Here is a 10,747-nt window from a genome sequence, read left to right on the forward strand (position 1 = left end):
AGGTTGCCCCGCATGGACGACGATCCTCTGTACTCTACGGGCTCCGCGGCGATGATCCTGGCGATGGCCGCGCTCAAACACGCCGGCGGCACACCGGCCGGTGAGGCGTTCACCGCGGCGCACGAGGAGTGGCGCAACCACGTCCGCGTCCGGCACAAGGATTCGTGGTTGTTCAGCGAGATGCACGAGGCCGTCGCCCGGTTGACGCGCTGACGGGGACTAGCCGACCGCGAACAACTCGAGCTGGATGTTGTCCGGATCGCGGAAGACGACCGTCGCGAACGGGAACGGCTCCTCCCCCGCGCGTACACCGGAATGCGGGATGCCGAGTTCGTCGAGCCGCCGCGTCCACTGGTCGAGTTCGTCGCGCGACGCGACGTTGAGCGCCACATGGTCGAGACCCGTTCGTGCCTCGTCGAACCGCTGGCCGTCGTTGCCGGTGTTGGTGTGCAGTCCGATCACCACCCCGGAGCGCGGTTCGATGAGCAGTTCGCCGTAGCCGGTGTCCTCGCAGTCGTAGTGCGGGAATTTCATCGGCACCCGCTGTGCACCGAGCAGCCGCTCGTACCACGCCAGACTCGCTTCGAGATCGGTCACGGTGATCGAGAAGTGGTGAATTCCGGTGATGGCCGGTTCGGTCATCGCGCCTCCTGTTGCGCTAGACCTCGGCGACGAGCCCGAGGTCCCGGTAGATCTTCGGACGTTCGGCGTGCGCGTCGGGCAGGAACGGGAAGATCGTCCAGTCGTGGACCTGGCCGTTGCGCAGTTCGAAGGTGAAGTCGGCGCCCGGTGTGGCGCTCGCCTTCTGCTGCAACACAAGCACATCCGGTGTCCGCAGGTCCAGTGAGCCGGCGTAGACCGTGGTCGGCGGCAGACCCGCCAGCGACCCGTAGATCGGGCTGGAGAGCGGGTGCTGGGTGCCGTCCGGGTCCCCCGGTGTCTCCAGGCCGCGCGACCACCACAGCCCGTTGCGCTTCGAACTGGCCGCGCTGAGCAACGGATCGTCGACGTCGGCGATGGCCGGGTTGGTCATGCTCGAGTCCAGCGCGGGCGAGAGCAGCACGAGGCGTCCGGGCAGCGTGGCGGCCAGGCAGGCCTGATCACCGTCGCAGCGGCGCACGAGTTCCTGCGCGGCGGCCAGCGCGATCGAACCGCCCGCCGAATCGCCCAGCACGCTGACGTTGTCGCGGCCGTGAGTGTCCACCTGGGCGGCGATGAAGTCGGCCACGGTCGGCACGACCGTCTTGGCGGTGCCGCCGGTGCCCTGCGCGTTGGCGAGCGGGTACAGCGGCACCACCACCGTCGCACCGGTGTCGCGGGCTAGATCGGCGTAGGTCCACCAGTGGAACAGGCTGGCGGTGGAGATGAACGCGCCGCCGTGCATGGCGACCACCACCTTCTCGGTGGGTTCCGGCGGCGCCAGCGTCCACACCTTCCAGCCCTGGTACTCCGAGCTGCTCACCTTCAGCCCGAACGTCACGAAGAACGGCGGCACACCGTCGGTGAAGAACGGGATCCGCGCGCTGGTGCCGTTCAGTTCGATGCCGAACAGGTTGAGCACCGGCTTGATGAGCCGCAGTCCCGCGACGAAGATCTGCGTCACCAGCGACGGCCGGCCGGTGAACACCGGTTCCGCGTCGGTCACCTCGGCGGCGGCCATCGGCGTGCTGACCGATTCGACGACCGGCGCGTTCGACAACAGGGCGCTGTCGACTTCGCGGCGGGCAAATGCCATGAGCGTCAACGGGATCGGTGGCGGCGGAGCGGGTTGGGCGGGCCCGTCGGCCAGGGGCGCCAGCACCGTCGTCAGCACCGCTGAGAGCAGCGTGGCCGTCGTGCTCACCGGGGCCGGGTCGGGCTCGCGGTCCGGCGCGACGGTGACGACGGTCTCGGCCGGCGGCGCCTCAACCGGTTGCGGCGCAACGGGTTCGGTGACTTCGACGAGATCGGGCTCGGGCGGCGTCGCCGGCTCGACCGGGTCGGCCACCTGAGCGGTGGGTGCCGCCGGCTCGGGTTCGGTGACGACGCGGTCCTTGTCGCGCTTGACGGTCCCGGCGCTCTCCGGCGCCGGTTCTGGTTCTGGTTCTGGTTCTTGCGGGTCGTCGTCGCGGTGGTGCGCGCCGCCGGTCGAGACGACGACGCCGACGGGGGCGGACCGGACGTCGTCGCTCTCCGGCTCGGCCGGCTCCGACGGTTCGGCAGGCTCAGCGGACGGTGACTGCTCGGACTCCTGCTCGGCGGGCGCGCTGGCGGGCGTGTCGGGTCCGCTGTCCTCGGTTTGCGCCCAGGCGACGCCGCCGCCACTGAACGCGGCGGCTCCGACACCCAACGCGACGGCCAGACCGCCGATCCGACCGATGTACGTGACAGCTCTGTCCATGCCGACGGTCATATCAGATTGTTTGCCAGAAACCCGTCGGATTGCGCGGATTGCGGTCAGCGGCCGTGGCCGGCGAAGAACTGTCCGGTGGCCTGCGAGGCGTCGAACGGGCTCAGGAAGCCACCCGGCCACACGTGGCCGCCACCGTCGATCTGGACGAACACCACCTCGGTTCCGCCGGCGCAGCCGGCCGCCGCGATCCGGCGCACCGGGCCGTTGACCTCTTCGACGGGCGGCGGGCACCCGTTGACCTCGCGCCACCGCTGCGCCATCGCCGCCGGCGCGACGATGTCGCTGGGGCCGCCGCGCCCGAACATCCGGCCGCCGCCGATCGGCACGACCGGGTCGGCGGTGCCGTTCACCTGCAGGACCGAGACCGCCTGCGCCGGTGCGCACGGCAGCCCCGCGGTGAACGACGCGGCGACCGGGGCGATGGCGGCGAAGACGTCGGCACGCTGACAGCCGAGCCGCGACGCCATGAACCCGCCCGCCGACGTGCCGGTGGCGAAGATCCGGCCGGGATTGATGTCGTAGTCCTGCCGCAGGCGATCCACGAGCGCGACGATGAAGCCGACGTCGTCGACACCCTGACGGTCCGGCACCGACGCGCCCCGCCCGTCGGCCCAACTCATGTCCACGCCGTCGGGGTAGGCGACGACGAACCGGTGCTGATCGGCGATCGCGTCGTAATTCGTCGCCTCGGCCTGGGCGAACCCTGTCATGCCCGCGCCGTGCAGGTTGACGACGAGACCGGCCGGTTCCTCCGGTCCCGGCGGGGTGTGCACCTGATAGGTGCGGTTGAGGCCGCCGACGGTCAACGCGCCCGCCGCGTCCCCTCCGGGGAAGGCCGCCACCGGAGGACTGGGAAAGCCGAGGAGTAGACCGGCCAGCACGGCCGCCCCCCGAAGGATCGCGCTCACATCGCGACTCTAGAAGCCCGCGCCGCGGATTTCGCCACATCGCCGACATGCGTTTGGCCGTCCCGGCGCCGGGTATCACGAGCGGACTCCGGACCTGATTTCCCGTTCGACGATTGGACCGCTTTGATCACCTCGCAGATGACGTCCAACCCGGCCGTGGCTCGCCTGCACCAGTGGCCCGTGCCGGTGAGCATGACGCTCACCGGGACCCTGCGCTTCGTCGCGGACCGCGCCGCCGAGGAGGTGGGGGTGTCGGCGGGCGCCTGCGTCAACCTGCTGACGACGCGCGGTCGGCGCATCACCTCGGTGGCCACCGACCCCGTCGCCGAGCGGCTCAGCGCGCTGCACGACCGGTTCGACGACAACCCCGGCGCCGCAGCGTGGGCGCGCGGCGCGGCGGTCGCGGTCACCGGTTCCAACCACCAGCAGCCGTGGTCCGCGTGGCGCAGGCAGGCGATCGAACTGGGCGCGCCCAGTGTGCTGTTCGCCGCGCTGTGCACACCGCAACGGGTGCTCGGCACCTTGATGGTGTACTCGCCCCGACCCGACGCCTACCGTCGCTCGGACGAGGAGATGCTCGACGGTTACGCGCGCGACGCGGCGATCCTCATCGACGAAACCCAAAGCGCCCGTACGCAGTTCATCCGCACCGCCAAGACCAAGCGCTGAATCAGTCCGCCGTGGCCTGCCGACGGGTCGCTGCACGGGCCGCGAGGTAGAGCACGGCGCCGACGGCCAGCAGGATCGCGGCGAACAACCACACCTTGGCGGTCTGCTGGGTGAGCAACAGCACGCACGAGGCCACACCGAGCACCGGCACCGCGGTCCACACCCGGAAATGCGGGTGCTCGACGTGGTCGCGGCGCAGGACCAGCACGGCGATGTTGGTCGAGATGAACACGAACAGCAGCAGCAGCACGACGGTCTCGGCGAGCGTGGACAGATCGCCGACCAGGCTGAGCAGCATGGCCACCACCGTCGTCGCGAGGATCGCCGCCCACGGCGTGCGTCGCTGCGGCAGCACGCGCCCGAGGACGGCGGGCAGCAGGTTGTGCTCGGCCATGCCGTAGGTCAGCCGGCTCGCCATGATCATGGTGAGCAGTGCACCGTTGGCGACGGCGACCAGGGCGATCGCGCTGAACAGCCAGTCCGGCACGCCGACGCCGGCCGCCGAGACCACGTCGAGCAGCGGACCGGATGACTCCGTCAGATCGCCTGCGGGCAGCGCGATCGCGCTCGCGAGGCCGACCAGCGCGTAGAGCACGCCGGCGGTGATCAGCGCCCCGAACAGGGCGGTCGGATACACCTTGCTCGGGTTGCGGATCTCCTCGGCGACGTTGGCCGAGGTCTCGAAGCCGACGAACGAGTAGTAGGCGACGATGGCACCGGAAAGGATCGCCAGCGCGGGTGTCGCGCCCTCGGGGAACTCGACGACGCGGCCCACGTCGCCCCGGCCGCCGCCGACCATCACCGCGACCGCGATCACGACGATGAGCAGACCGGTCAGCTCGATCACCGTCATCACCACATTGCTCTTGACCGACTCGCTGATGCCGCGGGCGTTGAGGCAGGCGACCAGTCCCAAAAACACGATCGCGGCGGGCACCGCGGGCACGTCGATGAACGTCGTCAGGTAGTCACCCGCGAACGCCAGCGCGAGCCCGGCCGCGCTGGTGACCCCGGCGGCCAGCATGCTGAACCCGACCAGGAACGACACCACCGGCCGTTTGAACGCGCGCTCGGCGAAGACCGCCGCGCCGCCCGCGCGCGGATACTTCGTCACCAGTTCGGCGTAGGAGCCCGCGGTCAGCAGTGCCAGGAACAGCGCCGCCAGCAGCGGCGCCCACAGCACCCCGCCGACGTCGCCGGCGAGCACGCCCATCAGCGCGTAGATCCCGGCGCCGAGCACGTCGCCGAGGATGAACAGGAACAGCAGCGGACCGGTGATCTTGCGCTTCAGCTTGCCCTCGGCAGCCGGATCGCTGGTATCGCTGTCGTGAGCCTTGGCCGCAGACGTCATGCACCTGCAGATACCCCGCGACTTGTGCGTGAAAACGATCGCCTGCCCTCTTTGCCACGCTGGTTGTGAGTCAGTCAGACCGGCGTGAAGGGGTTGGTTTATGTCTATCAGTCCGGGGTTTACTCCTGGCGAGATTCGGGAGCTCGTCGTGGAGTACGAGCTTGTGCCTTATGGGCAAAAGGGGCCGTTCCTTGCTGCTCGGGGGGTGTCGACTCACCAGTTCCGACGGTGGCAGGCGGCGGTGTTCGTTGGTGACCTCGACCGCGCCCTGATTCCGAGGGAAGGTGGTCCTATGACGGTTCCCCCGGCACGACGCAGGGCGTTGGCCAAGGCGAATGCGGCCAAGCAGGATCGCGATGAGGCCGAACTGGCGCATCTACGAGAGCGGGTACGCGAGCTCGAGGCCACGAATGAGGCGTTGGGAAAAGCTATCGGGCTCTTGCACGCGATGAACGCACAAGAGCCCGACGAAGCCCCGCCGACGAGCGATCCCGACGATTCCTCGACCTCGAAAACGAGCTCGTCGCCGAGCTCAGCGCGGCAATCGGATCGCAGCGTCGAGCGCTGAGGTTCATCGATCTGTCGCGCTCGACGTGGCACTACCGCTCAAAGCCGCGCGCGAAAGTGGCCGATCCGCTCCCGCAGAAGGACCGGGCCTACCCCTCTCGCATCCCCCAGGCCGACCGGGCGGTGATCCATGACAAGATCACCGCTGGCTGGCAGACGGGAACATCGGTAGATCACGCCTTCGCTGCGGCTTGGGATCAGGGCGTGATGCTGGCCTCGCGGCGTTCGTGGTGGCGCATCGCGGCCGAGATCATCGATCAAAGCGCCCGCCCGGTGGCGCCGACCCGCTCCCGCAGTAGGACACCGCGGGCGACCCCAGTACTCAAAGCCACCGGCTCGCAGCAGATTTGGAGTTGGGACATAACTGAGTTGCGTAGCCCGTGGCGTGGTGTGACGTTCAAGGCGTATTCGATCATCGATATCTACTCCCGCAAGATCGTGGGTTGGCGTGTCGAAGAACGCGAGTGCGACGCGCTCGCCGTTGAACTACCCCAGGTTTTCTTCCTATGCGGTTGCGAGGGCCGGGGCTGGCTGGCTCGCATGGTGTGAGTCCGCGGTGAGGGCGGTCTCGTACTCGGCTGGGGTGAGGTAGCCGAGGGCTTCGTGCAGGCGTTCCTGGTTGTACCAGGCCACCCATTGAGCGGTTGCCAGTTCGACGTCGTCGACGCCGCGCCAGCGCCGGCCGCGGTAGATCAGTTCTGTTTTGTAGGCGGCGTTGACTGCTTCGGCCAGGGCGTTGTCATAGCTATCTCCGCGAGATCCCACCGATGGCGCGATGTCGAGCTCAAGTAGCCGCTCGGTATAGGTCAGCGATAGGTATTGCGATCCGCGGTCGGAATGATGGATCAACTCAGAAAGATCTGAGTTCTGTTGCCAAACAGCATGATTGAACGCCTGAAGAGGTAAGTCTTCGGTGCTCATCGTGGGCGACACCGCCCACCCGACGATCCGTTTAGTGCAGGCATCGGTGACGAACGCGGTGTAGCAGAACCCCTGCCAGGTCCGCACGTAGGTGATGTCGGCGACCCAGAGCCGATTGGGTGCGCTGGTGGCGAACTGCCGGTTGACCAGATCGGCCGGTCGGGCCGCGGCGGGGTCGGTGATTGTGGTGAATACCGGTTTGCCGCGCCGCACACCGCGCAGGCCAGCCAAGTGCATTAACCTGCGGGTTTGTTCGCGTCCGATCGACCAGCCACGCCGGATCATGGCGTGCTGCATTTTCTTGACGCCGTAGACCGAGTAGTTCGCCCGGTGCACGGTGGCCAGCTCGGCGATCAGCAGCTCATCGCGCAGAGCGCGGTCGCAGCGGGGGCGGGTCTTGGCGTCGCGGTAACCGCGGGAGGTGAAAAACCCAGGGATAGCTGCCCGCAGAACACGGCAGATGAACTCGACCCCGAACTGATCGCGATGCGCATCGATGTAGGCGATCATTTCGTTCCTGGGCGGTCGAGTTCCGCTGCGAAAAACGCTGACGCAGACTTCAAAATCTCGTTCGCTCTTCGTAATTCGGCGACCTCGCGCTTGAGGCGGCGAATCTCAGCGTGCTCGGAGGTCGTCACGCCAGGGCGTTCGCCGGCATCGATCTGCGACTTACGCCGCCACCGACGCACCGACTCCTCGGCAACCCCGAGTTTGCTCGCAACAGACTTGATCGCCTCGAACTCAGACACTTCCGCAGACTCCATTGTGGTGTCCACCAAACGCAACGCACGCACCCGAAACTCGGGCGAATACTGACGGGGCATAACTTCCAATCCTCCTATAGAGATCGGAAGAAAACCTGGGGTAGTTCGGTCAAGTCCAGGGACGTGGTGTACGACGTCGTCGTGTGATTCTTCGATGTGGTCGTTTAGGCGGGCAGTGCCGCGGGGGTGGCCTCCTGTTCGGTCGGGGTGTCGTTGACGGTGCGTGATTTGCTCAGGACGTCGAGTCCGAGGTAGCGCCTGGATTCGGCCCATTCGTCGTGTTGTTCGGCCAGTACCGCGCCGACGAGGCGGATCAGGGCGTCGCGGTCGGGGAAGATACCCACGACGTCGGTGCGCCTCCGGATCTCCTTGTTCAGTCGCTCCTGGGGATTGTTCGACCAGATCTGGCGCCAGATCTGCTTGGGGAATGCGGTGAACGCCAGCAAGTCCGGGCGGGCTGCTTCGAGGTGCTCGGCGACCCTGGGGAGCTTGTCGGCGAGTGCGTCGATGATCCGGTCATATTGTGCGGCAACGGATTCAGTGTCGGGTTGGTCGAACACCGAATGCAGCAGGGTGCGCACCCACGGCCACGAGGCTTTCGGGGTGATGGCCATCAGGTTGGTCGTGTAGTGCGTTCTGCAGCGCTGCCAGGCCGCGCCGGGCAGGGTGGCGCCGATCGCGGCGACCAGGCCGGCGTGCGCGTCGCTGGTGACCAGTTTGACCCCGGACAGCCCGCGGGCGGTCAGTGACCGCCAGAACGTCAGCCAGCCGGCCCCGTCCTCGGCGGTGGTGACGTCGATGCCGAGGATCTCGCGGTAGCCCTCGGTGTTGACCCCCACCGCGATCAGGGCGTGCACGTTGACCACCCGGCCGCCTTCGCGGACCTTGAGCACCAGGGCGTCAGCGGCGACGAAGGTGTAGGGGCCGGCGTCTAAGGGTCGGGTGCGGAAGGCTTCGACGGCGGTGTCGAGTTCCTTGGCCATCACGCTGACTTGGGACTTCGACAGGCTGGTGATGCCCAGGGTCTCGACGAGTTTGTCCATCCGCCGCGTAGAGACACCGAGCAGGTAGCACGTCGCGACCACGGTCGTCAGGGCCCGCTCAGCGCGTTTGCGGCGTTCCAGCAGCCAGTCTGGGAAGTAGGAGCCGTGCCGCAGCTTGGGGATCGCGAGATCTAACGACCCTGCGCGGGTGTCGAATTGGCGATGGCGGTAGCCGTTGCGGGAGTTGGTGCGCTCGGTGCTGCGCTCGCCGTATCCCGCGCCGCACAGGGCGTCGGCTTCGGCGCCCATCAGGGTGTGGATGAAGGTGGCCAGCAGCTCGCGCAGCACGTCGGGGTGGGTGGTGGTGAGTCGTTCGGCCAGCACGGCGGGCAGGTCGATATTGTGGGCAGTGGTCATCGCGTTGATTCCTTTGCTCGAGTGACTTTCGCGGGTCTCTCGAAGAATCACGCGATGACCTTCAATCATTCGGCTACGACACGCCGGTACCGCTGATCAGGCCCGACTCGTACACCACTCTGCTGGACGCAACCGGTAGTTCAGTCGTCGGCATCAACCTTCCCGCCGAAAACGAACCCAACCGACTCCACGCAGCTTGACAACGCCCGCTGCCGAACGGAATCACTCACAAATCGCTGGTTGCGACACGGTCACGGATGTATATCTATCCGCGCACGAAGATCACTTCTGCCTCATCGGTCACTAACGTCACTTGCGCCCTATCGCAGACGTCACCGCGACGTCCGCCTCGGAAAGGTGTGACATGTCGCCGCGTTCCCGCATCTGCTCGGTGTCGATGATCCCGGCGGCCACCGCCACCGTGATCGCGCTGGGCGTCGCGTTCGGGGTGACACCGAGTGCGCTGGCCGAGCCCTGCACGGGCGCCGCCGCGGCCGCGCAGCCGCCCGCGGCACCCAACGCGGGCGCGACGCCGGCGCTGCCGGGCGGCCCGCCGGTCGGGCACCGGCCGCGCGGCACCAACGACGGCGCGCCCCTGCCGCGGCTCGGGCAGCTCCCGCGGTCGGCGCAGGTTCAGCAGCAGGTCGCGGTCGCGCCGACGCCGCCGGCCGATGATATTGCCGCGCAGCAGATCCCGGTCGCGGCCCCGCCGCAGCCACCGCCGCCGCCGGCCCCGCCGGGCACGTCGCTGGTGGGGTGGGTGACCGGACCGGAGAGTCCCAACGACACCATCGGACGGTTCGCCATCACCGGCACCGACCTCGGGATCATGTGGGACAACGGCGATCCGGGCAACCGCCAGGTGCTGATGGCGTTCGGCGACACCTACGGTTACTGCGGCGTGCGCGGACAGCAGTGGCGGTACAACACGCTGTTCCGCACCCAGGACGGGGCGCTGTCGAAGACGGTCGCGGTGCCCGACGGCACGGTGGGCAACCGGTATTCGGGTTCGCCGCTGTGGGCGCCGGGGTTGTCCAAACAGATCATCAACACCACCAAGTGGGCGCCGACGGAGAAGGGCATCATCCCGACGGCAGGCATCGCGGTCGGCGGGAACCAGTACATCAACTTCATGTCGATCAAGAGCTGGGACAGCGACGGCCGCTGGACGACGAACTATTCGGCGATCGCGGTCTCACCGGACAACGGCGAACACTGGGGCGTGTATCCCGGAAGCGTGCGCACTCCGGGCAACGGCAGCATCGAGGGCGCCCGGCACATCCCTGGCAACCAGAACTTCCAGCAGGGCGCGTTTCTCAAGCCCGGTCCCGGCGACCCCTACCTGTACTCGTTCGGCACGCCCGCCGGCCGCGGTGGTGCGGCCTACATCTCGCGGGTGCCTGCGGACGGGATCGCCGACACCGGTCGTTACGAGTACTGGAACGCCGACCGCAACGCCTGGGTGCCACGGGATCCCGGTGCCGCCACGGTCGTCATACCGGGGCCGGTCGGAGAGATGACCGCGCAGTTCAACACCTACCTGAACCAGTACCTGGTGCTGTACTGCAACGGCGCCAACGACGTGGTCAGCAGGACCGCGCCCGCACCGCAGGGGCCGTGGAGTCCGGAGCGGCTGCTGGTGCGGTCGGCAGAGATCCCGGGCGGCATCTATGCGCCGTTCCTGCATCCGTGGTCGACCGGCAAGGAGTTGTACTTCAACCTGTCGCTGTGGTCGGCCTACAACGTGATGCTGATGCGCACCGTGCTGCCCTGAT

The 10,747-nt window shown here is 67.8% G+C and carries 11 protein-coding genes and 1 other annotated feature; of the genes, 5 read left to right on the forward strand and 6 right to left on the reverse strand.

Features of this window, described 5'->3' with window-relative positions; genetic code table 11:
• Nucleotides 1–12: 12 nt before the first annotated feature.
• Nucleotides 13–213 carry a hypothetical protein gene (locus BLW81_RS26305; RefSeq protein WP_083409742.1) on the forward strand — a complete coding sequence of 67 codons (201 nt, stop codon included), beginning with the start codon at nucleotides 13–15 and terminating at the stop codon, nucleotides 211–213.
• A 6-nt stretch (nucleotides 214–219) separates the two neighbouring features.
• Here BLW81_RS26305 and BLW81_RS26310 read toward each other — a convergent pair whose 3' ends face one another.
• Genes BLW81_RS26310 through BLW81_RS26320 form a run of 3 tightly spaced genes read right to left on the reverse strand, consistent with a single transcriptional unit; the run spans nucleotide 220 to nucleotide 3,300 of the window.
• On the reverse strand, nucleotides 220–642 hold the full coding sequence (locus BLW81_RS26310) for a VOC family protein (RefSeq protein ID WP_083409743.1): 423 nt from the start codon (nucleotides 640–642) through the stop codon (nucleotides 220–222).
• A 16-nt stretch (nucleotides 643–658) separates the two neighbouring features.
• Nucleotides 659–2,380, reverse strand: a complete 1,722-nt coding sequence (locus BLW81_RS26315) for an alpha/beta hydrolase (RefSeq protein ID WP_157897843.1) — start codon at nucleotides 2,378–2,380, stop codon at nucleotides 659–661.
• Between the two features lie 56 nt (nucleotides 2,381–2,436).
• Nucleotides 2,437–3,300 carry a CE1 family esterase gene (locus BLW81_RS26320; RefSeq protein WP_083409745.1) on the reverse strand — a complete coding sequence of 288 codons (864 nt, stop codon included), beginning with the start codon at nucleotides 3,298–3,300 and terminating at the stop codon, nucleotides 2,437–2,439.
• A 138-nt stretch (nucleotides 3,301–3,438) separates the two neighbouring features.
• Here BLW81_RS26320 and BLW81_RS26325 point away from each other — a divergent pair, with 138 nt between their 5' ends.
• A complete protein-coding gene (locus BLW81_RS26325) occupies nucleotides 3,439–3,969 on the forward strand; it encodes a GAF domain-containing protein (RefSeq protein ID WP_157897844.1) in 531 nt (176 codons plus the stop codon).
• 1 nt (nucleotide 3,970) lies between these two features.
• Here the strand turns inward: BLW81_RS26325 and BLW81_RS26330 are convergent, their stop codons facing one another.
• Nucleotides 3,971–5,320 (reverse strand): APC family permease, encoded by a 1,350-nt coding sequence (locus tag BLW81_RS26330; protein ID WP_083409747.1) that lies wholly within the window; start codon nucleotides 5,318–5,320, stop codon nucleotides 3,971–3,973.
• A gap of 292 nt (nucleotides 5,321–5,612) precedes the next feature.
• Between BLW81_RS26330 and BLW81_RS30090 the strand changes: the two genes are divergently transcribed.
• A complete protein-coding gene (locus BLW81_RS30090) occupies nucleotides 5,613–5,888 on the forward strand; it encodes a hypothetical protein (RefSeq protein ID WP_235632101.1) in 276 nt (91 codons plus the stop codon).
• A 56-nt stretch (nucleotides 5,889–5,944) separates the two neighbouring features.
• Nucleotides 5,945–6,436, forward strand: a complete 492-nt coding sequence (locus BLW81_RS26340) for a hypothetical protein (RefSeq protein WP_157897845.1) — start codon at nucleotides 5,945–5,947, stop codon at nucleotides 6,434–6,436.
• Here BLW81_RS26340 and BLW81_RS26345 read toward each other — a convergent pair.
• Together BLW81_RS26345 and BLW81_RS26350 are read right to left on the reverse strand one after the other, a co-directional pair.
• Nucleotides 6,392–7,632, reverse strand: a protein-coding gene (locus BLW81_RS26345) for an IS3 family transposase (protein WP_407662279.1) whose coding sequence is annotated in 2 segments (ribosomal slippage) — nucleotides 6,392–7,350 and nucleotides 7,350–7,632 — 1,242 coding nt in all. Because the reading frame shifts where the segments join, the coding sequence is not laid out codon by codon here. The genes BLW81_RS26340 and BLW81_RS26345 overlap by 45 nt on opposite strands.
• Nucleotides 7,240–7,357: a sequence feature (AL1L pseudoknot), on the reverse strand. It overlaps the preceding gene by 118 nt.
• Before the next feature lie 104 nt (nucleotides 7,633–7,736).
• Nucleotides 7,737–8,972 carry an IS256 family transposase gene (locus tag BLW81_RS26350; RefSeq protein ID WP_083407378.1) on the reverse strand — a complete coding sequence of 412 codons (1,236 nt, stop codon included), beginning with the start codon at nucleotides 8,970–8,972 and terminating at the stop codon, nucleotides 7,737–7,739.
• Between the two features lie 364 nt (nucleotides 8,973–9,336).
• Here BLW81_RS26350 and BLW81_RS26355 point away from each other — a divergent pair, with 364 nt between their 5' ends.
• Nucleotides 9,337–10,746, forward strand: coding sequence for a glycoside hydrolase family 183 protein (locus BLW81_RS26355; RefSeq protein ID WP_157897846.1), 1,410 nt, complete (start codon nucleotides 9,337–9,339; stop codon nucleotides 10,744–10,746).
• Nucleotide 10,747: the final 1 nt, after the last annotated feature.

It is taken from the genome of Mycolicibacterium rutilum (assembly GCF_900108565.1).
Lineage (GTDB): Bacteria > Actinomycetota > Actinomycetes > Mycobacteriales > Mycobacteriaceae > Mycobacterium > Mycobacterium rutilum.

What these genes read in the sequence shown, in the direction of transcription:
- BLW81_RS30090 (WP_235632101.1), top strand. Translation starts at nt 5,613, where the DNA reads ATGACGGTTCCCCCGGCACGACGCAGGGCGTTGGCCAAGGCGAATGCG.
- BLW81_RS26325 (WP_157897844.1), top strand. Translation starts at nt 3,439, where the DNA reads ATGACGTCCAACCCGGCCGTGGCTCGCCTGCACCAGTGGCCCGTGCCG.
- BLW81_RS26315 (WP_157897843.1), bottom strand. Translation starts at nt 2,380, where the DNA reads ATGGACAGAGCTGTCACGTACATCGGTCGGATCGGCGGTCTGGCCGTC.
- BLW81_RS26330 (WP_083409747.1), bottom strand. Translation starts at nt 5,320, where the DNA reads ATGACGTCTGCGGCCAAGGCTCACGACAGCGATACCAGCGATCCGGCT.
- BLW81_RS26355 (WP_157897846.1), top strand. Translation starts at nt 9,337, where the DNA reads ATGTCGCCGCGTTCCCGCATCTGCTCGGTGTCGATGATCCCGGCGGCC.
- BLW81_RS26350 (WP_083407378.1), bottom strand. Translation starts at nt 8,972, where the DNA reads ATGACCACTGCCCACAATATCGACCTGCCCGCCGTGCTGGCCGAACGA.
- BLW81_RS26305 (WP_083409742.1), top strand. Translation starts at nt 13, where the DNA reads ATGGACGACGATCCTCTGTACTCTACGGGCTCCGCGGCGATGATCCTG.
- BLW81_RS26310 (WP_083409743.1), bottom strand. Translation starts at nt 642, where the DNA reads ATGACCGAACCGGCCATCACCGGAATTCACCACTTCTCGATCACCGTG.